Annotated in this window: 22 protein-coding genes and 3 pseudogenes; 14 read left to right on the top strand and 11 right to left on the bottom strand. The window is 69.6% G+C overall.

Features of this window, described 5'->3' with window-relative positions; genetic code table 11:
- Positions 1-396: 396 nt before the first annotated feature.
- Complete coding sequence (locus ACGH2B_RS29745; protein WP_399081948.1) at positions 397-972, bottom strand: transcriptional regulator; 576 nt, start codon at positions 970-972, stop codon at positions 397-399.
- A 507-nt stretch (positions 973-1,479) separates the two neighbouring features.
- Here ACGH2B_RS29745 and ACGH2B_RS29740 point away from each other — a divergent pair.
- Both ACGH2B_RS29740 and ACGH2B_RS29735 read left to right on the top strand, forming a co-directional pair.
- Positions 1,480-1,833, top strand: coding sequence for a hypothetical protein (locus ACGH2B_RS29740; protein ID WP_399081951.1), 354 nt, complete (start codon positions 1,480-1,482; stop codon positions 1,831-1,833).
- Positions 1,834-2,195: 362 nt separating this feature from the next.
- Positions 2,196-3,029 (top strand): PIG-L family deacetylase, encoded by an 834-nt coding sequence (locus tag ACGH2B_RS29735; RefSeq protein ID WP_399081954.1) that lies wholly within the window; start codon positions 2,196-2,198, stop codon positions 3,027-3,029.
- A gap of 102 nt (positions 3,030-3,131) precedes the next feature.
- Here ACGH2B_RS29735 and ACGH2B_RS29730 read toward each other — a convergent pair whose 3' ends face one another.
- The 3 genes and pseudogenes from ACGH2B_RS29730 to ACGH2B_RS29720 all read right to left on the bottom strand — a co-directional run.
- Positions 3,132-3,905, bottom strand: a complete 774-nt coding sequence (locus ACGH2B_RS29730) for a maleylpyruvate isomerase family mycothiol-dependent enzyme (protein WP_399081957.1) — start codon at positions 3,903-3,905, stop codon at positions 3,132-3,134.
- 183 nt (positions 3,906-4,088) lie between these two features.
- The gene (locus ACGH2B_RS29725; protein WP_399096585.1) at positions 4,089-5,408 is read right to left on the bottom strand and encodes an aldehyde dehydrogenase family protein; all 1,320 of its coding nucleotides are present in this window, start codon (positions 5,406-5,408) and stop codon (positions 4,089-4,091) included.
- Positions 5,394-6,086, bottom strand: a pseudogene (locus ACGH2B_RS29720) (type 1 glutamine amidotransferase domain-containing protein); the annotation flags it as partial. The pseudogene ACGH2B_RS29720 and the gene ACGH2B_RS29725, both read right to left, overlap by 15 nt.
- Before the next feature lie 152 nt (positions 6,087-6,238).
- On the opposite strand from ACGH2B_RS29720, the gene ACGH2B_RS29715 reads away from it, so the two are divergent.
- Positions 6,239-6,712, top strand: coding sequence for a MarR family winged helix-turn-helix transcriptional regulator (locus ACGH2B_RS29715; protein ID WP_399081960.1), 474 nt, complete (start codon positions 6,239-6,241; stop codon positions 6,710-6,712).
- Between the two features lie 366 nt (positions 6,713-7,078).
- Here ACGH2B_RS29715 and ACGH2B_RS29710 read toward each other — a convergent pair whose 3' ends face one another.
- Entirely contained in the window at positions 7,079-8,206 is a 1,128-nt protein-coding gene (locus ACGH2B_RS29710) for an NADH:flavin oxidoreductase (protein WP_399081963.1), read from the bottom strand.
- A 74-nt stretch (positions 8,207-8,280) separates the two neighbouring features.
- Positions 8,281-9,249 carry an alpha/beta fold hydrolase gene (locus ACGH2B_RS29705; RefSeq protein ID WP_399081966.1) on the bottom strand — a complete coding sequence of 323 codons (969 nt, stop codon included), beginning with the start codon at positions 9,247-9,249 and terminating at the stop codon, positions 8,281-8,283.
- A 434-nt stretch (positions 9,250-9,683) separates the two neighbouring features.
- On the opposite strand from ACGH2B_RS29705, the gene ACGH2B_RS29700 reads away from it, so the two are divergent.
- The 4 genes from ACGH2B_RS29700 to ACGH2B_RS29685 all read left to right on the top strand — a co-directional run bounded on the left by ACGH2B_RS29700 (position 9,684) and on the right by ACGH2B_RS29685 (position 12,159).
- Positions 9,684-10,223: a SigE family RNA polymerase sigma factor gene (locus tag ACGH2B_RS29700; RefSeq protein WP_399081969.1), complete on the top strand. Its 540-nt coding sequence runs from the start codon at positions 9,684-9,686 to the stop codon at positions 10,221-10,223.
- A complete protein-coding gene (locus ACGH2B_RS29695) occupies positions 10,223-10,918 on the top strand; it encodes a hypothetical protein (protein WP_399081972.1) in 696 nt (231 codons plus the stop codon). The genes ACGH2B_RS29700 and ACGH2B_RS29695 overlap by 1 nt, the downstream gene beginning before the upstream one ends.
- A gap of 83 nt (positions 10,919-11,001) precedes the next feature.
- Positions 11,002-11,826 (top strand): pectate lyase, encoded by an 825-nt coding sequence (locus ACGH2B_RS29690; RefSeq protein ID WP_399096588.1) that lies wholly within the window; start codon positions 11,002-11,004, stop codon positions 11,824-11,826.
- A 114-nt stretch (positions 11,827-11,940) separates the two neighbouring features.
- Positions 11,941-12,159, top strand: coding sequence for a hypothetical protein (locus ACGH2B_RS29685; protein WP_399081975.1), 219 nt, complete (start codon positions 11,941-11,943; stop codon positions 12,157-12,159).
- A gap of 120 nt (positions 12,160-12,279) precedes the next feature.
- On the opposite strand, the pseudogene ACGH2B_RS29680 reads toward ACGH2B_RS29685, so the two are convergent.
- Positions 12,280-12,663, bottom strand: a pseudogene (locus tag ACGH2B_RS29680) (short chain dehydrogenase); the annotation flags it as partial.
- On the opposite strand from ACGH2B_RS29680, the pseudogene ACGH2B_RS29675 reads away from it, so the two are divergent.
- From ACGH2B_RS29675 to ACGH2B_RS29665, 3 genes and pseudogenes are all read left to right on the top strand, one after another.
- A pseudogene (locus tag ACGH2B_RS29675) lies at positions 12,658-12,804 on the top strand (transcriptional regulator); the annotation flags it as partial. The pseudogenes ACGH2B_RS29680 and ACGH2B_RS29675 sit on opposite strands and share 6 nt — an antisense overlap.
- 276 nt (positions 12,805-13,080) lie before the next feature.
- Complete coding sequence (locus ACGH2B_RS29670) at positions 13,081-13,749, top strand: Type 1 glutamine amidotransferase-like domain-containing protein (protein WP_399081978.1); 669 nt, start codon at positions 13,081-13,083, stop codon at positions 13,747-13,749.
- Between the two features lie 216 nt (positions 13,750-13,965).
- The gene (locus ACGH2B_RS29665) at positions 13,966-14,586 is read left to right on the top strand and encodes a LysE family transporter (RefSeq protein ID WP_399081981.1); all 621 of its coding nucleotides are present in this window, start codon (positions 13,966-13,968) and stop codon (positions 14,584-14,586) included.
- 110 nt (positions 14,587-14,696) lie between these two features.
- Here the strand turns inward: ACGH2B_RS29665 and ACGH2B_RS29660 are convergent, their stop codons facing one another.
- A complete protein-coding gene (locus ACGH2B_RS29660) occupies positions 14,697-15,275 on the bottom strand; it encodes a TetR/AcrR family transcriptional regulator (protein ID WP_399081984.1) in 579 nt (192 codons plus the stop codon).
- Positions 15,276-15,360: 85 nt separating this feature from the next.
- Here ACGH2B_RS29660 and ACGH2B_RS29655 point away from each other — a divergent pair, with 85 nt between their 5' ends.
- Positions 15,361-16,242 (top strand): SDR family oxidoreductase, encoded by an 882-nt coding sequence (locus ACGH2B_RS29655; RefSeq protein WP_399081987.1) that lies wholly within the window; start codon positions 15,361-15,363, stop codon positions 16,240-16,242.
- Positions 16,243-16,528: 286 nt separating this feature from the next.
- Positions 16,529-17,380 carry an SDR family oxidoreductase gene (locus tag ACGH2B_RS29650; protein WP_399081989.1) on the top strand — a complete coding sequence of 284 codons (852 nt, stop codon included), beginning with the start codon at positions 16,529-16,531 and terminating at the stop codon, positions 17,378-17,380.
- Positions 17,381-17,894: 514 nt separating this feature from the next.
- Here the strand turns inward: ACGH2B_RS29650 and ACGH2B_RS29645 are convergent.
- On the bottom strand, positions 17,895-18,830 hold the full coding sequence (locus ACGH2B_RS29645; protein ID WP_399081992.1) for an alpha/beta fold hydrolase: 936 nt from the start codon (positions 18,828-18,830) through the stop codon (positions 17,895-17,897).
- A gap of 377 nt (positions 18,831-19,207) precedes the next feature.
- Here ACGH2B_RS29645 and ACGH2B_RS29640 point away from each other — a divergent pair, with 377 nt between their 5' ends.
- Both ACGH2B_RS29640 and ACGH2B_RS29635 read left to right on the top strand, forming a co-directional pair.
- The gene (locus tag ACGH2B_RS29640; protein WP_399081995.1) at positions 19,208-19,906 is read left to right on the top strand and encodes an ABC transporter ATP-binding protein; all 699 of its coding nucleotides are present in this window, start codon (positions 19,208-19,210) and stop codon (positions 19,904-19,906) included.
- A 68-nt stretch (positions 19,907-19,974) separates the two neighbouring features.
- The gene (locus ACGH2B_RS29635) at positions 19,975-22,425 is read left to right on the top strand and encodes an ABC transporter permease (protein WP_399081998.1); all 2,451 of its coding nucleotides are present in this window, start codon (positions 19,975-19,977) and stop codon (positions 22,423-22,425) included.
- Positions 22,426-22,607: 182 nt separating this feature from the next.
- Here ACGH2B_RS29635 and ACGH2B_RS29630 read toward each other — a convergent pair whose 3' ends face one another.
- Together ACGH2B_RS29630 and ACGH2B_RS29625 are read right to left on the bottom strand one after the other, a co-directional pair.
- Entirely contained in the window at positions 22,608-22,781 is a 174-nt protein-coding gene (locus ACGH2B_RS29630; RefSeq protein ID WP_399082001.1) for a hypothetical protein, read from the bottom strand.
- 12 nt (positions 22,782-22,793) lie between these two features.
- Positions 22,794-23,099: an MTH1187 family thiamine-binding protein gene (locus ACGH2B_RS29625; protein ID WP_399082004.1), complete on the bottom strand. Its 306-nt coding sequence runs from the start codon at positions 23,097-23,099 to the stop codon at positions 22,794-22,796.
- Positions 23,100-23,102 lie beyond the last annotated feature (3 nt).

Below are 23,102 nucleotides of genomic sequence, written 5' to 3'. Positions count from 1 at the left end.
GTCTGCTCCGCAGACACGACGCGCCGCCGCTACGCGGCGGAAAGGAAATGCTCCGCATTTCCAAATTCCGGCTCCGCCGGAATTCCCAGCCAACTCCGTTGGCTGGGGCCTGAATTCGCTCCGCGATTCAGGCAGGAAAGGAATTCGCTCCGCGAATTCCTCGGCTGGCAACAGGGTGGGGCAGATCCGCGAGGAGCTCTCGGAAGGTTTGACCTGCCGTCAAAACCCGAATAAATTTCTGGTTTGTTTGTCTGTCATTCTTCGCCGGGTTAGTATCATGAGTGGGCTTCAGTTCTCCGCGCAAATCCTCATGCATTTTCCGGGTATTGAATCTCAGGGTCATTTTTCCGGCTCTAGAAAATTTTCGGATGAGCCGTCAAAGGCCCCTCCGGGGCCTCAAGCGGCGAACCCGATGTTGGTCACGTACTCGTACGCGCCGTAGTCGCTGCCCAGCTCGATGGTGATGTCGTCGAACCAGGCACGGTCGAGCGCGCCATCATCGTGGTCCGCCCATGCCCGGACCACGGCGTCCCAGTGACGTACATTCAGTGTCCGGTATCCGACTACTCGTTGTTGAGGCCGACTGACCTGCGACTGGTCGAGCGGGTGGAACTCCACCCGCGTCCCGCGTCCCGCGCGGTTGAGCCGACCGAGCAGATACCGCGCGACATTCTTCCGGCGCACGGTCCGGTAGGCGTCTTCGATCCGGGCGAGGTTGCACCGACTGGGAGCACGCTTGCCGCCCAGCCACGCCTTCAACGTACGGTCCGTCACCGTCAACCCCGCTTCCCGCGCAGCAGCACGAGCATGATCAGAGCGAGTCAGGTAATGCAGGCGGGCCAACAAACCACGACGTGCGGTAATTGGCGTGGCAATGAATCCGGCCAGCGTATCCAGTTGCCGCGCGACTGCCTCATGTCCCTTGATTCCTTGGGCGCCGAACTTACCGAACTCAATACTCCTATCCGGCACCAGATACCCCTTCCAGGACTCGCTATCGCTACCTCATACTACGTCAACAAGCAGGGAAAAGAGGGAAATCCAATGAGTTGAGAGTCAGGCCGGAGAGAAGCGGGAGCGGAGGGCCGAAGCAAAGTGACGCGTTTGTCTTGCGGGTTGCTGCTTGTGCGTCCCGAGCCGGCTGTTACCCGCGGTCTGTTGCGATGCCGCCTTCCTGTGTCCGGGGAGAAAGAGCCCGCTTTCACTCGTTCGTCCCCTGCCTGTCCTGGCGTAGAGCTACGCGAGGACAGGCAGCCGTTTGCGTCCGGGCATCGGTGAGGTGAGCGGCCCGGCGTCCACCAGGTCTCCGGGAGTTCGGACGCCGTCGGCGCCGATCAGGTCGGCGAGGAGCTAGGAGGGCGCTGCCGGTTCAGCGGTCACGGGCAGTCCAGCCGGGGTGGCCTCCTGCTGCGTGTTTGTTCTGCGGGGTGTCATGGGTGGTGGGGAACTCGTGTGGTCAGGGGGTGCGTCTGTAGGGGCATGCGCAAACGTGTTGAGTCGACCGGCGCCGTCGGTTTTGGGGTGGCGGTCGCCGCCGTGGTGGTTGGGTTGGTTTTGTGGCGGTACGGGGCTCAGCCTGGTTTGCGTGGTGGCTTTGAGGGCGAGCGGGACTGGAGTCTGCTTTATGTGGAGTTGCCGGTCATGCTGTTCGGTTTCCCTGCGGTCACGCTGGTGACCTGGCGGTTGTCCAGGTCTCTTCTGAGCTGCCGGGCTGGGTGGGTCACGCGGGCCGTGGTGCCGGTGGTGGCGGTTTGCGTCGCTGTGGTGGTGCTGGCTTGGGTGAGTTTGATGTGGTTGCACATCCGTGTCGCGCCTTTCGTGCACCCCGGGTGAAGTTCTCGCCGTCGGCCGTCCGCCCCGAGCCGGCCCAGCGCTAGCGCTGCGGCATCAACGTGTGACTCGTACGCCCTCAGCGATTCGTGGCCGATGGCGTCCGACAGGTCGGTGCCGGCGGCCAGAGGAATGCGGCGTTCTCGGACGGCGGGGTGTCCTCGTTCACGTCGAAATTCCGACGCCCAAAGGCCGGTCGGCCGTGCCGGGAACAGTCGGCCCGGCCGGCACTGTTGCAGCCAACGACGCGCCGGCGGGGAACACGGACACCACAAGGTCGTCCGCCTGCCGGAATCCGGGCCCAGGATCGTGGTAGGTCCACCGCGCACTCGGGCCAATTCGTATTACTACGGGAGGACTTACTCATGGCTGATCGGCCCTTGACGCTCATGGCAGTGCACGCCCACCCCGATGACGAGGCGACCAGTACCGGAGGGGTTCTCGCGCGGTATGCGGCGGAGGGTATTCGCACGGTTCTCGTGACGTGTACCGACGGCGGTTGCGGTGATGGGCCGGGGGGTGTCAAGCCGGGTGACCCCGGGCACGATCCGGCGGCCGTCGCGTTGATGCGTCGTCACGAGCTGGAGGCGAGCTGTGAAGCCTTGAAGATCAGTGATCTGGAAATGCTGGACTATGGCGACTCCGGGATGGTGGGCTGGCCGAGCAACGACGCCCCTGGATCCTTCTGGCAGACCCCTGTGGAGGAAGGCGCCGCCCGGCTGGCGAAACTCCTGCGGCACTACCGACCCGATGTGGTCGTCACCTATGACGAGAACGGCTTCTACGGCCACCCCGACCACATTCAGGCCCACCGCATCACGATGGCGGCGTTGGAGAGTACGGGGCTGACATCGAAGGTGTATTGGACGACGATGCCCCGCTCAGTGATGCAGCGGTTCGGGGAGGCCATGCGCGAGTTCGGTGAGGACGTCCCGGAGCCGGATCCTGCCGAGGCCGCCGCGATGGCCGAGATCGGCCTCCCCGACGATGAGATCACCACATGGGTGGACACCACCGCATTCAGCGGTCAGAAGTTCGACGCGCTGGCCGCGCATGCCAGTCAGGGCGAGAACATATTCTTTCTCAAGATGGGCAAGGCGAGGTTCGGCGAGTTGATGGGCGTGGAGACGTTCGTACGTGTCCAGGACGCCACCGGTGCGGCCGTACCCGAGAACGATCTCTTCGCCGGACTGCGCTGATCCGCCGGTCCGATCAGGGCCCGGGAAAGCTCCTCGCCCGCACAGCACAGGGCCGAAGAGCGCATTCGCCGGCTCGTTCCAGCAACTGCCGATGCTCTCTCGTCAGAATGCGGAGTTGGTGAACCAGTGGGCCAGCAGGTCTTGGTTTCCCTCGTATGCGACGGCTTCGGCGGTGTGCCGGCGGCGGCCGTAGAGCGCCAGTAGGAGGTCGGGCGCGGTGGCGTGGACGGTCGCGTCCGCGGTGGTGTGGGCCGAGGCGTCGGCCGGGAGGGTGCCGAAGCCGTCGGGGCGCAGGCGGATGGACCAGGTGGCGTTGGTGTCGGTGGTGCGGAAGCGGATGGTCTCTCCGGTGCCGCGCAGGTTGGCCACCTTGGGGGCGAAGGGGGTGGCGAAGGGGAGGTTGACGAGGAATTCGTCGATCCCGTCGGTTGCGAGCGCGGGGTCGATCGTGGGTCGGGTGCCGAGGGCCAGTTCGGCGTCGGTCCGGTGTACCACCGTCTCGAAGAGCATCCGGCGTGTCCAGAAGCGGGCGTGTTGGTCGGCGCCCCATGCCCACATCGGCAGGTCCGGGTCGGTGGCCGCGAACGCGGTGGCGGCCACCGTCGCGCTCTGGGCCAGCCAGTCGGGGTAGCCGTCCGGCCTGGTCGGCAGTCGCAGGTCCACGTCGCGGCTGCGTGGGGGTTCTTGGACGCGTGCGTGCAGGAGGGTCGCGAACCAGCGCTGCACGCCGCCGGTGTGCCTGGTCAGGTCGGCCAGGGTCCAGCCGGGGCAGGTGGGTACCGGGGTGGTCAGGTCGGCGCCGGTGAGCACGGTGGTGAACGCGGTGGTCTCGGTTGCCACGGCCGCGCGGTGGTCGATGGGGTGGTGGAGGGGCATGGTGTGGTTCCTGTGGGCGGGGTGGGTGGTGGGCGGTTCGGATCTGTCTGCTGGGTGGGGTCCGGGTGGTGGGCGGTGGGTGGTCAGGCCTGCTTGGCGGGGCAGGGCCACGACCGGCCCTTGTGCCCCGGCCCGGCGGACAGGTCGCTGGGCCGGGGGGGCGGAAGGGTCGGTCGGGAGGGCCTAGACCAGTGGTTTGTCGAAGATCGCCTTCGTGTGGCTGAACGTTTCGATGGAGTACTCGCCGTGGTAGCGGCCCATGCCGCTCTCTCCGACGCCTCCGAACGGTAGCTCGGGTACGCCGAGGTGGGAGACGGGCAGGCCGAAGGCGAGGCCGCCGGAGGAGGTTTCCTGGGTGAGCCGTTGCTTGGTGTGTTCCGAGGTGGTGAAGGCGTACAGGGCGAGCGGTTTGTCGCGTTGGTTGATGAAGGTGATCGCGGCGTCGAGGTCGGGCACGGTGATGATCGGCAGGATCGGGCCGAAGATTTCTTCCCGCATCACGGGGGCGTCGGGGGTGACGTCCGCGAGCACGGTGGGTGCGAGGTAGCGGTGTGCGCGGTCGTGGTCGCCGCCTGTGACGAGGCGTCCGGAGTCGAGCAGGGTGATGAGCCGGTCGAAGTGGCGTTCGTTGACGATGCGTCCGTATTCGGGTTCGGTCGTCGGGTCGTCGCCGTACGTTGTGCGGATCGCGCGGGTCAGTTCCGTTTCGAGTTCCGTCGTGGTGTCGCCGATGGCGAGGATGTAGTCGGGGGCGACGCAGGTCTGGCCGGCGTTTTGGAACTTGCCGCGGACGATCCGCTGTGCGGTGGTTGTCAGGTCGGCGCCCGGCTCGATCACGACCGGGCTTTTGCCGCCGAGTTCGAGTGTGACGGGTGTGAGGTGCTTGGCCGCGGCTGTCATGACGATTCGTCCGACCGTGCCGTTGCCTGTGTAGAAGATGTGGTCGAAGCGCTGTTGCAGCAGTGCGGTGGTTTCGGGGATGGCGCCTTCGACGACGGCCACGGTGTCCCGGCCGAGGTAGTGGGGCAGCAGGCGGGCGAGTGCGGCCGAGGTGGCGGGGGCCAGTTCGCTGGGTTTGACGACGGCGGTGTTGCCGGCCGCGAGGGCTCCCACCAGCGGGGCGAGGGCCAGTTGGAGCGGGTAGTTCCACGGGGCGATGATCAGCGTGACGCCGAGCGGTTCGCGGACCACGCGGGCTTCGGCGGGGCGTAGGGCTTCGGGAACCGCGGCCGGCCTTGGCCGCAGCCACTCCTCCAGGTGTTCCACGGTGTGGTCGATTTCGTGGAGGGTGAAGCCGATTTCGGTGCGGTAGGCCTCGGTGCGGCCTTTGCCGAGGTCGGTGTGGAGTGCGTCGAGGAAGACGTCGGTGTGCTCGGTGAGGAGTGTGCGGAGGGTGGTGAGCCGGTCGAGGCGCCAGGCGAGCGGCTTGGTGCGGCCGGTGTCGAAGGTGGTGCGCAGCCGGGCTGTGAGTGTTGCGGGGTCGGTGGAGAGTGCGTCGACGATCGCCTGGGCGAGGGGTGCGGAGGAGGCCGGGTTCTGGCCGGTGAACAGGTTGCGGTCGGTCACGGTGTGCGGGGTGAAGGGGGTGGCTTCGGTGAAGTCGGCGCCGAGTGCGGTCAGGCGGTCCTGGACCAGCCACGGGGCTTTGGTGGCGAGTCCGGCGGCGGCTTCTTCCGCGTTGGTGAAGGAGGTCATCCGGTAGCCGGCGAAGGGGCGGCTGCCGTCCTCGCGGTGGGCGGCGAGGAGTGCGGCGGGGGCGTGGCAGAGCATGCCCAGGGGCTTGCCCGAGTCGAGTGTGCGGGTCAGGATCCGGCCGGATGCCTCGTTGAGTGCGAGGTCTTCCATCGGGCCGTGGCCGCCGGGGTAGAAGACCAGGTCGTAGGCGTCGGGGTCGATGTTCTCGAGCGTGGCGGGAGCGTTGAGTGTGTCGTGGATCGTGTCGAGGTAGGTGCCGATGGCGGCGGCTCGCTCCGCGCCGCCGTTGGCTGCCGCGCTCAGGCTTCCTTGGTCGACGGGTGCGGGGGCGCCGCCGGGGGTGGCGAGGGTGATGTCGTAGCCGGCTTCGCGGAATATCCGGTGGGGTTCGGCCAGCTCTTCGGCCCAGTAGCCGGTCGGGTGTGGGGTGCCGTCGGTGAGCGTCCAGTGGGTGGCGGCGGTGACGACGAAGAGGGCGGAGGGCATGTGGCGCTGCTCCTGAGTGATGTGTGGCGGGTGTGGCCGGGAGACTCACAGCGGGGAGGTTGAAGCCGTGCATGGTTGAGGTCTTCAAGCAATAGCATGAAGGTAGACCTCAATGGTTGAGGAGGTCAAGTAACCTCGCCTAGAATGCGGCCATGACCCGCAGGAAGCCGTCCACGTCGCCCTCGGCCCCACCGTCGGCATCCCCCGCGTCCGCGCCCACGCCCGTGGAGCTGATGGACCAGCTCGCGCAGGCCGCGGCCCTCTACTACCGGAACTTCGCCGCCGTCGCGGCGGAGCGTGACCTCACCCTGATGCAGGGCAAGGTGCTCGGCCTGCTGCGGCGGCCGATGCCGATGCGGACCCTCGCCGACCTCCTGGCCTGCGACGCCTCGAACGTCACCGGCATCGTCGACCGCCTGGAGGCGCGGGGCCTGGTGCGTCGCGAGGCCAACCCCGCCGACCGGCGGATCAAGAGGGTGGCCCTGACCGAGGAGGGCGAGGAGACGGTGCGGCGGATCCGCGCCGACCTGATGCTCGGCCTCACCGGGCTGGAGAGCCTCGGCGAGGAGGACCGGCGCTCCTTCCAGCGCCTGCTCGGGCAGGTCTTCCCTGCCGTTGCCGCCTGACGGCCGGGCCCGGGCGCAGAGCGCGGGGCGGCTCGCCGGACGGAGTGTCCTGACCGCCGGGTCGGTCGGTACTCATCCCTGTCACCACTGCGGTGTCGGCGCCTTCCGCGCCTCCCCCGCCGCTGCCGGCTCCCGGAGTTCGACGGCTCGGCTTCCTCCGCGCCTTCGGCGGCGAGGGCGCTGCCGTCGGCAGCATCGGCGCGGGGTGACTTCCCGCGTTCCCTCGCCCGTCCCGTGCTGGACGCACACGGCAGGAGGGGACCGGTGGGAAGGCCGGTGCCCTTCGTCATGCGGGACCGCTGCGCTGCCGCCGCGGCTTCGCCGGGGGACGGAAGCCGTGCGGCTCCGGTCCCCCGGCCGGGCCGCTCAGCTCAGCGTCTTCAGTGCCGCCGCGTCGTACGGCTTCAGCTCATCGAAGCGGTTGCCCAGGACCTTCGCGGCCCACTGCGGGTCCTGGAGCAGGGCGCGGCCGACGGCGACGAGGTCGAACTCGTCGCGCTCCATGCGGTCGAGGAGGTTGTCGATGCTGCCGACCTCGGCGCCTTCGCCGGCGAACGCGCGGATGAAGTCGCCGTTGAGGCCGACCGAGCCGACGGTGATGGCGGGCCGGCCGGTGAGCTTCTTGGTCCAGCCGGCCAGGTTCAGGTCCGCGCCCTCGAACTCCGGGAGCCAGTAGCGGCGGGTGGAGGCGTGGAAGGCGTCGACGCCGGCCGTGGCGAGCGGGGCCAGGATCGCCTCGAGCTCCTCCGGTGTTTCGGCGAGCCGCGCCTCGTACGCCTCCTGCTTCCACTGCGAGTAGCGGAAGATCACCGGGAATGCGGGCGAGACCACCTCGCGCACGGCGGCCACGATCTCGGCCGCGAACTTCGTACGGGCCACGAGGTCGCCGCCGTAGGCGTCGGTACGGCGGTTCGTCCCCGCCCACAGGAACTGGTCGAGGAGGTAGCCGTGGGCGCCGTGCAGTTCGACGCCGTCGAAGCCGATGCGTTCGGCCGCCGCGGCTGCCTCGGCGAAGGCGCCGATGACGTCGTCCAGATCGCGCTGGGTCATCGCCTTGCCGGCGTTCTCGGTCCCGTCGACGCGGATTCCGGAGGGGCCGACGACGGGGGCGTCGGCGTAGGGCGCGTCGCCCGGCTTGCGCACCATGCCTATGTGCCACAACTGCGGCATGATCGTGCCGCCCGCCGCGTGTACGTCCTCGACGACCTTCGCCCATCCCGCCAGTTGCTCCGCGCCGTGGAAGCGGGGCACGCGGTCGCTCTGCCCGGCGGACTCGTGGCCGACGTAGGTGCCCTCGGTGATGATCAGGCCGACGCCTGCGGCGGCGCGCCGGGCGTAGTACGACCGGACGTCCTCGCCGGGGATGCCGCCCGGGGAGAACATGCGCGTCATCGGTGCCATCGCGATGCGGTTCGCAACGGTCAGGCCGTTCAGCGCGAGGGGCCGGGAGAGGATTTCGGCCGCGCGGGAGGCGGCGGAGGGGGAGATGGTCATGGGAGTGTGCCCTGCCTGTCCGATGTGGTCTGAACTGGTTGTTCGTAAGGATCGTCTGTCCCCGGGGGGTGGGGTCAGCCCCGCAGTTCCGTCAGGAACTCGATCAGTGCGGTGTTCACTTCGTCGGGCCGCTCCTGCTGGGTCCAGTGGCCGCAGCCCGGAAGCACGATCGGCTCCCGGCGCAGGTTGGGCATGAGTTCCGGGAGCTTGGCGATGAGTTCGGGCGTGCCGGGGAAGGCCGGGACGAGGTCGCGGTCGCCGTAGAGGTACAGCGCGGGCGGGCTGACGACCGCACCGTGCCAGGCGGCGGTCAGCTCCCAGTTGCGGTCCAGGTTGCGGTACCAGTTCAGGGCGCCGGTGAAACCCTGGGCGTAGCTCGCGGTGAGTTCGTCCAGATCCTGTTCGGTGAGCCAGTCCGGGAGCGCTTCGGGGTCGGTCATGTCGGCGAGCCAGCCCCGCGACGGGTCGGTCACCAGTGCCTGGTCGGGGCGGCCGGCGTCAGGGGCGTCGCCGGAGGCGGAGTAGAGCAGCTTGCGCAGGGTGGTGCGGGTGTCCTCGGCGAACTCGGCGTCGGCGATGCCGGGCCGGTTGAAGTAGTTCCAGTAGAACCGCCCCGCGAATCGCTCCCGCATGGCTTCGAGCGGGGGGCGTTCCCCGCGGAACGGCGGCGGGACGCTCAGCCCCGCCACCCCGCGTACGACGTCGGGCCGCAGCAGCGCGGTGTGCCAGGCGACGGGCGCGCCCCAGTCGTGCCCGACGACGAACGCCTCCTTCTCCCCCAGGGCGTGGATCAGTGCGATCACGTCCCCGGCCAGGTGCAGGATGCTGTACGCCTCCACGGCTTCCGGGTGCTCGCTGCGGCCGTATCCGCGCTGGTCAGGGGCGACGACCCGGAATCCGGCGGCGGCCAGCGGGCCGAACTGGTGGCGCCAGGAGTGCCAGGACTCGGGAAAGCCGTGCAGCAGCACGACGAGCGGTCCCTCGCCCTCCTCCGCGAGGTGCAGCCGGATGCCGTTCACGTCGACCATGCGATGTTCAACCATGGAGCGAAACATACTCCTGCGCGATACATCCACTGGTACAGACGCCCCGTGCGGAGGGTGGTCCCTGGTCGGTGCGGAACAGCCACCAGGCGGCGGCGGTTCGGTGTCCGCCGGTGTGCCGTGGGGCGAGCGGGATGCCGCCCGCGGAGCCTGCGGCCGGGCGGCGGGCCGAGGGCGCCGGGTGCGGGGTGCGGGGAGGGTCGGTGGCGAAGCCCGCGCGCGGCGGCCGGGCGGCGGCCGGGTGGCGGCACCGACGGGCGCGGGCGCGGTGCCGGCCCTGCGCGGTGCCACGGGTGGCGCGGCCCGCGCGCGGGTGGAACGCGGGTGGAGCAGGGCCTGTCCGGGCGGCTGTTCGTTCGGGTCGTACGGGCGTTGCCCCTGTGATAGTTACTGTCAGGTACGGCGTGTGCGGGGCTCGGGGAGGGAGCGTTCTCGTGGACGAAGATGCGGCCGGGTGCGCCGATGCGGCCGCCGGGTTCCGGGTGTTTTTCGAGCGTCATTACGAGGAGCTGTCCCGGCTGGCGTGGCTGCTGACAGGTGATCGGGAAGGCGCGGATGATCTGGCGGCGGATGCGCTCGTCGCGCTCTGGGAGCGCTGGGAGCGGGTGTGTGCGGCCGACCATCCGGCGGCTTACGCGCGCGGCGTCGTGGCGAATCTGGCCCGCAGCCGCATCCGCAGCGCGGTCCGTGAGCGGCGCCGTGTCGCTTTGTTCTGGTCCCGGGGTCCGGAGCAGGTGGAGGGTCCCGATGTGCCGGCGGTTGTCGATGTGCAGCAGGCGTTGCGGTGCCTGCCGTTCCGTAAGCGGGCGTGTGTCGTGCTGCGGCACGCTGTCGGTCTCTCGGAGCGGGAGACGGCGCAAGCTCTGGATATATCGGTCGGTACGGTCAAGAGCCAGACGTCGAAAGGGATGGCGGAGCTGGCACGGTTGCTGGGGGCCCGTGCCGCCTCGGATCTGATGGGCGGGAGGGCCTGATGGAGGAGTTGCGGCGACGGCTGGAGGAGACCGCGGCGGCGCACCGGCCCGACCGGGAGCGTATGTGGGCGCGGGTGGAGCGTGGTGGGGCGGTGGCTGCGGCCGGGCCGGCGGCTGTCCGGGGCCGCAGGGCGGCGCCGTGGCTGCGGATAGCGGGTGCGACGGCCGCGGTGGCGGGTGTGCTGGCGGCCGGTTGCCTGGCGGTCAACGCTGCCCTTCCCGGTCATGATCCCGGCGTCCGGCCGGCCCGGGTGCTCCCGCCGGCCGGCAGCGGCGTCCCGTCGCCGCTCCCCCGGACCGAGGACGGGCCGCTGTGGAGCGATGGTTCGGTCGATCCGCACGGCAACCCGTTCTGGGCGCAGAGCGATGTGACCCTCAAGACGGCGCGGGCGCTGACCGCGCTCACCGTGGAGCTGCGTATCGCGCGGACCGCCGAGGTGAGACCGACCGGTTCCTGGCGCACCCTGCCCGCGGGGGACTTCCGTGTCACCACGGAGGCCGAGGGGGGTTTCCTCGTCTTCCGCTGGGATCTGAAGCCGGGCCGCACCGTTCCTGCGGGCAGGCATGTCTTCGCAGGCCAGTACGGTCACGCGCGGGGTGGCCGGGACGCCGGGGCGGACGGCTACACGGTGCGTGCCCGGTCCGGTGGTGAACGGTTCGCGGTGCGCGGTGACTTCGCCGTGCGTCCGGGCTGACGGAAATCGTCTCCGGGCGGCAACCTTTCCCGGCTCCGCGGCGACCAGTGGGCGCAAGGGTTCCCCACAGGAAACGGACCATGATGTCGACTTCTCAGCGGCCCGACGGCCGCCATCGCAGATCGTTCCTCCGCCGCCGTGCCGTTCTCGGCGGTCTCGCGGGTCTGGCCGGACTCACGCTCGCCGGGGGCGCGCTGATGTCCACCGCCGGTGCCTCTTCCGCGTGGCCCACGCCCGCCGGCAGCCGTCCGGTCGACCGGACGATCGAGGTCTCCGGTACGTACGACGGCGGGCTTCAGCGCTTCTACGGCAGTGGTGATCTCGGGGGCGGTGGGCAGGGCGAGGGGCAGGACGCGCTGTTCGAGTTGAAGGACGGTGCGGTGCTGAAGAATGTCGTCCTGGGCGCGCCGGCCGCTGACGGCGTCCACTGCCAGGGAAGCTGCACGTTGGAGAATGTGTGGTGGGAGGATGTCGGTGAGGACGCCGCCACCTTCAAGGGCACGTCGCCGCAGGCGACTTACACGGTGTCCGGCGGGGGTGCGCGGAAGGCTTCCGACAAGGTCTTCCAGTTCAACGGCGCCGGCCGGCTGGCCGTCAGCGGCTTCCAGGTCTCCGACTTCGGCAAACTGGTGCGTAGTTGCGGCAACTGCTCGAAGCAGTACCGGCGTACCGTCAGCGTCAGTGACGTGGACGTGACCGGCCCCGGTAAATCGCTGATCGGTATCAACACCAACTACGGCGACACCGCGACGCTTCGCGGCATCCGTGTGCACGGCGAGGGCGGCAGGAAGATCAAGCCCTGTGTGCGTTACACGGGTAACGACTCCGGCGACGAGCCGGTCGAGACGGGCAGTGGCCCGGACAGCACCCACTGCCGGTACGCGCCCGCTGATATCTCGTACGACTGAGGTCCGCGAAGGCGCGGGGGCCTGCCGTCGGCGCGGGGCCCGGGGCGTCCGGGTGCGCATGAGCCGGGAGGGGGTGATGGTGGCAGGGTCCGCAGTCTTCGTGGAGGAGTCTCGATGATCATCAAAAAGCTGCACGAATCGGGATTGCGCAGTGACCACGCGTACACGGCTGCCGTTGCCTCGATCGGCCTGTCGTTCCTGTCATGGGCGGCGTCGGTCAAGGGGGAGCCGGCCGGTACGGACCGTGCCGACAGGTGGGGGATCTTCGTCGGTGAGTGGGCCCCCACCTTCTTCGGTCTGGGGCTCGCGCTGGCTCAGTACGAGAAGGGCTGACCGGGCACGCGGCCGGCTCCACCGGCCGTCGGGCACCACATCGTGTGGTGCCCGACGGTTGGGCGACGGAGCCGCACGCGGCCGGGACGCGCGCGGTCCGGGGCGGCCCGGTGCCGCCTCTCAGCCCGGGAAGCGGACGCCGGTGAGTTCTTCGGAGATCCGCCACATCCGCCGGGCTTCGCCGGTGTCGCGCAGGCGGCTGTACAGGGGCTGCTCCGCGGGGGCGCCGCCCATGTTTCCCGGCCCGCCGGGACCGTAGAAGGCGCCGCTCCGGGAGTCGGGCGAGGCGGCGGCGTACAGGGCGGGAAGCTTCGCGCTCTGTACGGTGCCGACGATGATGCCGCGGGCGGACAGGAGACGGATGACGCGTACGCCCAGGGTGTCCTTGGTGCGGCCGACCTCGGGGCGGGCGGCGAGCAGGCTCGTCGGCGCGATGCCCGGGTGGGACAGGTTGCTCGTGATGCCCCAGCCTCCGGCTTCGCCGCGCCGGTGGAGTTCGAGGCCGGCGTGCTGGAGCTGAACTGCCAGCGGCTGCTGGATCCCGGCCGGTCGCACAGCCTGCTCGTGTACACGGCCGTGCCGGGCAGCGAGAGCTACGAGCGGCTGCGGCTGCTGTCGGTCATAGGGGCGCAGGCGATGCGCTGACCCGCCGGGCGTCCTGTAGGGGTGCCGTCGTCGTGCCGTCGTCGTGCTGCCGTCCTCGCCCGCCTGCCTGCCGTGCGCCGGACGCCGGTCGGCGGGCGGGCGCCCGGCGTGATCGTGGAGGCGCCGGGCCGTTGCGGCAGGTCGGGCCGGGAGCTCACCTGGAGCGGCCGGGCCCGCGGTTGCTCCCTGCGGGCCCCTGGCAGCAGGTGAAGGTGCCGAACGCGCGCTGACGGACCCGCGTGGGCGCGCCCGTCAGCAGTGTGTTCGGCTCGCCCGATGAACTTTCTGCTGACGGCGAGTGGTCTGCGCAACGACACGCTGCGGGATGCGCTGCGGGACATGCTGGGGAAGCCGTTCGGTGAGGCGAACATCGTGTTCGTTCCCACGGCGTCGGTCGCCGAGCCCGGGGACCACGGGTGGGTCGTCGCGGACATGAACCGGCTGTACGGCCTCGGCCGGCGGGAGTTCGACGTCCTGGAGCTGAACGGTCTGCCCCGGCAGATGGTGCTCGACCGGCTGTTCCACGCCGACGTCATCTACGTCGAGGGCGGCAGCCACTACCACCTCGCGCGCAGCATCACCGGCAACGGCCTGGCCGACGGCTTCCTGGAGGCGCTGGCGAGCCGGGGCTATGTGGGGGTCAGTGCCGGGTCAATGATCTTCAGCCGTCATCTCACCGGCCACTCCGCCGACGTCATCGGGGACGCCGCGGACCTCCACGTGCTCGGCGCGACGACCGTGGAGCCGCCGTTCGGCCTTTTCGACTGGTATCTCAAGCCCCACCTGTACTCGCCGGTTTTCCCCGAGCGGGACGACGCCTGGGCCGATCGCATCGCCGCGCGCGCGGACTTCCCGGTCTACTTCATCGACGACGAGACGGCCGTGCGCGTCAGGGACGGCGAGGTGGATGTCGTTTTTGAAGGCCGGTGGCGGTTCCATCCGTGACTCACCGCGTGGTGGAGAGCCCGGACAGGACAGCGCGGCGCCCAGGGCACGGTGAGGCGGAACTGCCGTTGTCCGGCCCGGCGTTGTTCGCAGGCCGCCCGGCGGCGGTGGCTTGAGCGGCATGCGGCAGCATCTCACCGGGACGTCCTGGTCGTCCCCTACCGTCACCAGGCCGGACCTCCACCGCCGCCGCGCCACACTTAAGGAGTCGGTCCCGTGGCCGAAATCATCGCCGTCGCCGTCATCACGGTCCTGGCCATCATCAGCCCTGGGGCCGACTTCGCCATGGTCGTCCGCAACAGCGTTCTCCACGGCCGGACCGCCGGGCTGTTCGCCGCCGCGGGCATCAGCCTGGGTGTCCTCGTCCACGTCACCTACACCATGCTCGGAGTGGGCCTGCTGCTGTCCAGGACTCCGGCCCTTTTCACGATCGTCAAGATCACCGGCGCTTGCTACCTGGTGTGGGTCGGCTACAAGACCTTCTCCGCCCGAACCGAGATCGACATCGCGGCGGACGCCACCGGTGCGGGCCCCCGGGTTCCGCGCCTTCAGTCCCTGCGCACCGGGTTTTTGACCAATGCCCTCAATCCGAAGACCATGCTGTTCGTCGTCGGGACCTACACCCAGGTCGTCCACCGCGGCACCCCCCTCGCCCAGCAGATCGGCTACGGCCTGTTCATGTCCGCCGCCCATCTGCTCTGGTTCGGTCTCGCCGCCGGCCTGTTCTCCGTCCCCGCGCTGCGCACCCGTATGCTGCGCCGTCAAAAGGGCCTGAACCGGACGATCGGCGCCATCCTCGTGGCGCTCGGGCTCTCCCTCGTCTTCGTGTCGGCTTGAGCCGCGCGGGTTGAAGGTCTCGCCCGTGGCGAAGAGGGCGGTAGCGGTCCGAAGGGCGGTGAGGTCTGTTTTCCCGTCCGCCGCACCGGCGCTGGGCGATGCGCGTCCGGTCAGCCCAGTGATGCGGTCGCCGCACGCAGTTCGTCCAGGGCCGCCAGGGTGTAGCCGGCGAGTTCGCCCTCGGCGCCGCGGTCGTCCTCGGCCCATTCGGCGTATCCCCGTTTGAAAGCGAGGACGCCCAGCTCGCCCGCGAGAGCCGCGGTCGGATCGGGTACGCCGCGGGCGAGGAGCGCGGCTGTCATCGCGGCCGCGAGGCTGACGGTCTTGAGGGCGTCACGCTCCTGAAGCTCGGTGCTGGCGGCGACGGCCGCTTTCAGGCGGGGGGCGAGTTCGCGGCTCATGGGGCCCATCGCGGTCGAGGCGCGCCGGAGGCCGGCGGCGACCGCCTCGAGCGGGCCGGCGTCACCGGGCGCGTCGGCGATGCCCTCGCTCAGCAGCCGGCTCAGCGTCTCCTGCCCGGCGACCAGCAGTTCGCGTTTGTCGGGGAAGTGCCGGAAGAAGGTGCTCTTGGTGACTCCGGCACGCTCGGCGATCTGCGTGACCGTCGTGGCGTCGTATCCCTGCTCCGTGAACAGGTCGACCGCGGCCACGACGAGGCGTTCACGCGCACCTGGTTCCCATCGGCCCATGGGTTCATCATAAGTGATGGGACTCTTGTCCCGTCACCTTGCTAGAGTGATGGGACAAGAGTCCCATCACTTTCGGGAGGTCTTCATGCGCGTCTTCGTCACCGGCGGCACCGGTCTGATCGGTTCCGCCGTCGTCGCCGAACTCCTCGGCAACGGCCACACCGTCCTCGCACTCGCCCGCTCCGACGTCTCCGCGCAGGCCGCCGAGGCGGCCGGCGCCGAGCCGCTGCGGGGAAGCCTCGCCGACCTGGACGTCCTGCGCTCCGGCGCCGCCCGGGCCGACGGGGTGATCCACCTGGCCTTCGGCAACGACTTCAGCAGCCCCGAGGCCCTCGCCCGCAACGTCGCCGAGGAGACCGCCGCCCTCACCGCCCTCGGCGAGGAACTCGTCGGCAGCGACCGCCCCCTGGTCACCGTCTCCGGTACGCCCTGGGTGCCGGGCCGCGCCTCCACCGAGGCCGACCCGGTGCCCACCGACGGGCCGGTCGGCGGCCGCGGCCGCACGGTCACGGCGATCCTGGACCTGGCCTCGCGCGGGGTCCGGAGCACGGCCGTACGCCTGCCGCGCACGGTTCACCACCAGGGCACGGGCGGATTCGCCGGCCTGCTGACCGACCTCGCACGCCGAAGCGGCATCTCCGGCTACCCCGGCGACGGCACGCAGCGCTGGCCCGCCGTCCACGCGCTCGACGCGGCCGTCCTCTTCCGCCTCGCCCTGGAGCAGGCGGAGGCCGGTACCGCCTGGCACGCCGTGGCCGACGAGGGGGACCAGGTCCGGGACATCGCGGCCGCCATCGGCCGGCGGCTGGGCCTGCCGGTCGAATCGGTACCGGAAGAGACCTACGGCCCGCTCGGCCCAATCTTCACGACCGACCAGCCCTCGTCCAGCACCCGCACCCGGCAGGCGCTCGGCTGGGAACCCGAGCACCCCGGCCTTCTGCGGGACCTGGAGAACATCCGGCCCTGACCGGCGAGCAGGGCGGACCCGCTGCCGCCGCTCACACCGACAGCGGAAAACCCCCGCCCACGTCACCGGCGGCCGACCGCGTCACCGGCGACCGGCCGTCTCGCCGCGGCGGCATCCCGCACCCGCACATCCCGCGGTCAACGCACCCCGGCTCCCGGCGTGTTCCCCGCGCCCTTGCCGGCGACCAGGCCCGCCGGCGCCGGTCCCCCACCCGCACGGCAGCGACACCTCTCGCCCACCCGCACCGATGCGGCGATGCACGTCCACAACACACAGGAGGCCCCTCATGGCGACAGTCGTCTTCGGAGCCCGCGGTAACGTCGGCCGTCATGTGGCCGACGGCCTGCTGGCCGCCGGTGAACAGGTCAGAGCAGTCAGCAGGACCCCAGCCGCAGGCTCGCCGCCGGAGTGCGAAACGGTCGTCGCCGACCTGCAGCGCCCCGAAACACTGCCCGCAGCGCTCGACGGTGCCGACAAGGTGTTCCTGTACGGCATGCTCGACCCCCGCAAGCCCTACGACATCGAGAAGGTCACCGCGGCGGCCGCAGCCGCGGGGATCGGGCAGGTGGTTCTGCTCTCGTCGGTGTCGGTCGTCCTGGACCCCGACGCCGGCCACCCCGTCACCCGCCACAACCGCACCATCGAACAGGCCGTCCAACGCTCCGGCATGGACTGGACCTTCCTCAGGCCGGGGACATTCGCGGCCAACACCCGCACCTGGTGGTCCGGATCGATCCGCACCGGCAACGTCGTCCGCCTTCCCTACCCGCTCGCACAGTCGGCACCGGTGCACGAGAAGGACATCGCGGCACTGGCGGTGACCGCCCTGACCGAACCGGGCCACTCGCACCAGGCCTACACCCTCTACGGGCCCGAATCCCTGACCCTGCAACGCCAGGTCGAACACATCGGCGAGGCCATCGGCCGCCGTATCCGGGTTGAACACCTCTCCGACGAACAGGCTCGCGCGGAAGTCGCCGGAACGATGCATCCGGTCGTGGCCGAGACGATCGTGAGCCAGTGGGCCGCCACCGACGGCATCGTGGCCACGACCTCCGTCATCACCGAAAAGATCACCGGCACTCCGGCACACACCTACGCCCAGTGGGCCGCCGACCACGCCGACGACTTCCGCTGACCATGCCGTACCGACCAGCCGTACGGGACCCGGCCCGCCCGGCACTCCGGTCTCCCCCGCCCCGGCCACAGCGGCGGAACGCACAACGCCGCACCCACCCGGCCATACCCTCGCGGCACGCGCAGCACGAGGCCGACCGCGCCGGCCTTCGTACCGGCAGACCACGCCACGGCCGGCCGCGGGACGGCCGCGGCGACCACCGGAGGTTGCCGGGACCGTCGGCGCTGAGCACCGTGCTGCGGCTGCCCCGGATGAGCAAGGCCGGGCAAGTCCCGGCGCGCCAGTCGTTCCGGGTGATCCCCGGTGAGGTGCTGCTGTGAGGCGGCGTTCATGTCCTCCAGGTCGAAGGACAGCCCCCTCCGTCGGAGTACGCGCGGACGGCGTCCGTGAGGTAGTTCGCCGACGAGCCGAACTCGTCCAGCAGCTTGGCCCGGGCCTGTGCCCGGTGCCCGGTGCGGCCAGAACAGGCTGGAGGAGAGACCGCCGTCGGCCTCGGCACCGATGTCCTCGACGATCAATGCGTCCACCAGGCCCGGACACCAGGCTGCGAGCTGGCAGGCGTTGACGCCTCCGAGGGAGTGGCCGAGTACGACGGCGCGTCGATCCTGAGATGCTCCAGCACTGCCGCAGCGTCCTCGACGTAGCCGCTACGGGAGAAGTCGGCGGGGCGCTCGGAGCGGCCGTGTCCACGCCGGTCGAGGACGATGACCCGCCAGGAGCCGCCCAGCCCCCGGGCCAGGGGCGTGAAGGCGCGGCCTTGTCCGAAGTGTCCGTGCAGGGCCGGCAGAGGGCGTCCCGGACCGCCGAGGTCGAGGAGGGCCAGACGGTGCCCGGCCACCCCTGTGGCTGCGCGCTTCGGTTCGGACCGCTCGGGCAACGGTCGGAAGCCCTTCTCTTTCGGTCGCTGCACCACCTCCACGTCGATCCCGAGGCGGGCGCCGTGCTGAAGGACGCTGGTCTGGTATCCGCCGTCGGCCCTGGCCTTGGTCACGCTCGCATGGGCTACTGCCAGTTCGGCCGGGGCCTGCTTGCCGCCGGGTCGTGGACGGAGGCGGCGGTGGCCAGGACGGTCAGGGCGAATCCGAGGGTGTCGGTGATCAGGTGGCGCTTGCGTCCTTTGATCTTTTGCCGGCGTCAATGCCCTGGCCGGCTTCGGCGACATTGCCCGAAGTCTCCACGCTCTGTGCGTCCACCACGGCCGGGGACGGCTCCTCGTTTCGGGCCTTCGCCCGGCGGGTCCCGTCCTGCGCAGCAGATCGTGGATCTGCTCGGTGGTTCCGTCCGCCTCCCACTTGGCGTAGTCGTCGTAGACGGTCTTGAACGGCGGGAAGTCGTGCGGCAGATACTCCCAAGGGATCCCGGTGCGGTTGACGTAGAGGATCGCGTTCACGATCTCTCTCAGATCGTGCGCTCGCGCTGCCGTCCCGGTCCCTGATCGGGCGGCCGCCACGCGACGAACACCGGCTCGGTCAACGCCCAGCGGGCATCAGAGACATCGCTTCGATACGCACGCCGAGTACTCACGCCTCGGGCAACGGTCACCGAGGCTTCCAGTCACAAGAACATCCCAAAATACCAATTACCTAGATCAGATACCCTCCAAGCCAAGCTCATTCCGTAATGATCAGTCAGGCGAATCCCGGGAGAGGAATGTGCGCCACCGCGAAAACCCGTTCCTTCCGGCGGCGCCTGGCATCCCAACGGGCCGTCAGAGCGCGTGCAAGATGGGCCGAGAACCGCCTTGAGGCCCGCTGATGGCGGTGCTTCCGTTAGCCGGATGCCGGGGAGCAGGACAGTGATTTACCACATGGGAAATGGCGGTTAACTTTGACTTCAAAATTGGTGTTGCGAGGCGAGAACCTCTCACGCGAGTTCATCAGCGGCGATACCACGGTGACCGCGGTGAAGAACTGCGATGTTGAGATCTCAGCCAATGAGTTCGTCGCCATCGTGGGAAAGAGCGGAAGCGGAAAATCCACATTAGTGAACCTGCTCTCCGGGCTGGATGTGCCGACCTCAGGGACGGTGACGCTACTCGGAAGAGACCTTTCCGCATTGAGCGAGAAGGAGATGGCCGAGCTGCGGGCCCGGCACATCGGGTTTGTTCTCCAGAAGGACAACCTGATTCCCTCGCTGACCATTTCCGAAAATGTGGCAGCGCCGCTGGTGATGGGCGGAGAGAAACTGAGCAGCGCCCTCGAGCGCGCGCGGGAGATTCTCGGCCAGGTGGGACTCGGGCACCGTGCGGACCGGTGGCCGAGCGAGGTGTCCGGCGGCGAGGCACAACGCGCGGCCGTGGCCCGCGCCTGCGTCGGATCGCCGGCCATCGTGTTTGCGGACGAACCCACCGGTGCGCTCGACGAGGAGAACGGAAAGCGAGTCCGGGAGATCTTCCGGCAGTTGGTGGCAGAACAGGGCGCGGCCGGGGTCATCATCACTCATGACATGGACCTCGCCGACGAAGCGGACGTGGTCATCACCATTTCTGACGGAGAGACCTCCGGCCGCGTGGTCAAGGGGGCGTGATGGCGGTCGACTCCGCACGACTGGTCGCCCGCTCGCTGTCGAGAAGCTGGCGTAAGCAGCCGGCACGCATGGTGGCCGCAGTGGCAGCCGGGATCGGCGGCGTGCTGCTGACGACGGCCATGCTGCTGATCTCTGCCGCGGTGCTGGACGCGATCAAGAGCGCCTCGATTTCCGGAATCCGTTCCGACGCGGTCGCCGTGGAGGCCAAGACCCCCGGCGGGATGACCGACAGCCTCACGCGGCGCGTCGAGGAAGGGGCCAAAACGCCCGCCTCCCGCGCCCTGGTGATCAACACCAGCGTCGGCGCCACCGAGGGCAAGATGACTCCCGCGATCGTCTACGGTGTCGATCAGCGGCTGGGCGACTTCGTCGGCAAGGTCCTGCGCGACCAGATCGAGGACCGGCCGTTGACCCGGCCCGACCAGGTCTACCTCACGCGCACCTGGGCCGCGGACCACGGGCTGCAGGCCGGCGACTCGATCCGGGTCAGCGCCCCCTCCGGAACGCGCACACTGAAGGTCGCGGCGCTGCTGGACGGCGAGATCGCCAACCACGGCGCCGTGGTGATCGCGCCGAAGCAGACCGTCGCCTCGGTCTTCGGGCGCGGCACCCGCACCGACGTACTGCTGCTGTCCCCCGGGGACCGCGGCACCGAGGCCGTTTCGGCCTCCGCCCGGGAAGCAGTGGACGGGGCAGCGGGGGTGATGCGCCCGGCCGAGCTGTTCTCCGGCTACCAGAAGCAGTTCCAGACCTCGCAGACGATTCTGGCGATGTTCGCCGTGATCGCGGTGCTCACCTCGGCCGTCGTGCTGTTCCTCGCCTGGCGGCTGGCCCTGAACGACGCTCGCCCCATGCTTGCGCGTATGCGGCTGTTCGGTGTGCGCACCAGGGACCTGATGCTGGGGTCGGCCGTCGTCATGGTGCCGGTCCTGCTGGGCAGCTACGTGGTCGGCGCGGCCCTGGGCGTCCTCGTCGGCGCACGCATGAGTTCGTTCACCAAGCAGATCACCGAGCTCACCCAGCAAGCAGTGACTCCCGGGGTGCCCTGGCAGATGCCGGTGCTCGGGGCCTTTGCGGCGGCCGTGGTGATGTTCGGCGCGGCCTGGCTCTCCGGCCTGCGCAGATTCATGAAGATCACGCCGGTCGAGGCGGTGAGCGGGCGGGACCAGACCGTGCCGCGGCCGGGCGGTGCCGTTCTCCCTCTGGCCGTGGGGGCGGCAGCCGTGGCGCTGGGCGCGGTGACGGTGTTCCTCGCACCCGACGGCCTGCGGATGGTCGCCCTGCTGCCGCTGCTGGGCGGAGCCGCGCTGGTCAGCGTGGTGCTCCCGGTCGCCCTCGGCGGGCTGTTGCGCCGGGGCTCGCCGCGGCCGGTGCGACTGTTCTCCGGACGGCAGCTCCAGATCGGCTGGCGGCGCAACGCTGCGCTGGGCGTCACCTTCGCCGTGGCCATCATGATGGCGCTGACCATGGCGGGCGTGGCCAGCAGCATCAAGGACTCGGTCTCCACCTCGGTGGAGCGCTGGACCCAGGGCCAGCTCTACGTCCAGGCGGCGCGGGCCGGTCAGAACCTCCAGAACGACGTATTCGCCGCCCCTTTCGAGAAGGATCTGCGTTCGGTCAAGGACGTGGACGCGGCCTGTACCTTCTCCTACTCCAACGTCGGTCTCGGTGACCGGCGCGTCCAGATGTGGAGCTGGGGCGCGACGAAGGACTGCCAGACCCTCACCAAACTGCGGGTGTCCGAGGGCGCGCCGGACTTTCTGACCAGCATGGGGAAGAACGACATCGCCGTTTCGTCGAGCTTCGCCAGAACTCGGGACATCTCTGCCGGCGACACCCTGCAGCTCCCGCTGCCCACCGGACACCGCACGGTCACGGTGCGGGCGGTGCTCGATGACACCGCATCGGACGGCGGCATGATCATCGCAGGGGCGCGCCTCTACCACGAGGTCACGGACAGCCCCGGCTCGTATGCGTACTACGTCGGCGTCTCCCCTGGCGCGAACCCCGCCACGGTGCAGAAGAACATCGAGGCCGCATTCGGCGACCGCTACCCGCGCGCCGTGGTCCTCACCCAGCAGGAGATCCGCGACGTCTTCGCCTCCATCACCGCGCGGCTGGTGAGCGCATTCGAGGCGTTCGCATGGGTGATGTTCGTGCTGGCTGTGCTGGTCGGCGCCGCCACCCTTGCCTCGGGCCTGGTGGAACGGCAGCGGTCGCTGGCTCTCACCCGGCTGACCGGCTCGACCAGCAAGGCCGTCAACCGGCAGATCCTCTTCGAGTCACTGGCGATCGCAGTCACCGCCTGGGTCATCGCCATGCCGGTCGGAGTTCTGTCCATCAATCCGATGCTCGACGCTCAATCACTGCAGAGCGGGTTGCTGCCTTCGGTCACGGTCCCCACGCTGCTGAGCGGGCTGAGCCTGCCGCTGGTGGTCGTCTGCGTCGTGCTGGCCCTGCTCGTCGCCAATCCGCGACGAGCCAACACCTCGCTGCGCGACCTGCTCGCTCAGGAGTAACGGAGGTTTCCGGCGGGGCGGCCACGTCGGTCGCCCCGCCGCGGTGCACCGCGCCAACGCCCGTTCCTGGGAACGGAGTTCGCAACATTCCAGGGCCTGCCCGGGCGATCACATGCGGAGCCAACAGACGAGGGCCACGACGGTGACGGGAAAAACGCAACCGCGCTTGTCATAGTGAATTTCTACCGCCCGCGCGAGCGGCCCAGGCCCCATGCTCCTCGCCGCAGATCGCTGGTAGCGCAGATGCGTTTGAGCCGTCGCTCGGTGCCGTCGTAGCGGGCCCGGAAGGGCAGCCTGCCGTGTACAGCCCGGTGGTTGTCGATCAGCAGGATGTCTCGTGCATGCCAGAAGGTCACTTCTGGCTTTGGTCAGCCGCCCTCGGTGGCTGCGACGTGCTGCTCAAGGAGAGCGATTTTGTTGTCGAGGGGAGCGGGCATGGCCGGCCACACGTCGACTTTGATGCTCACCTGGACGCGGGGGGCCTTGAGCGCGACCGCTTCCGTGGCACGCCGGATGACGCTCATGACCTCGTCCCATTCGCCTTCGATCATCGTGTACATCGAATCCGAGCGGTTGGGGAGGCCGGATTCGCGAACGATTTTCACTGCTTCGGCGACGTATTCCGCAACAGATTCCTTCACACCCATGGGAGTCAAAGCGAAGGCAACGAGCACAGT

Source organism: Streptomyces sp. BBFR2 (assembly GCF_044497305.1).
In the GTDB taxonomy this organism is placed as follows: Bacteria; Actinomycetota; Actinomycetes; order Streptomycetales; family Streptomycetaceae; genus Streptomyces.
This window is presented reverse-complemented; position numbering and strand designations above follow the sequence as displayed.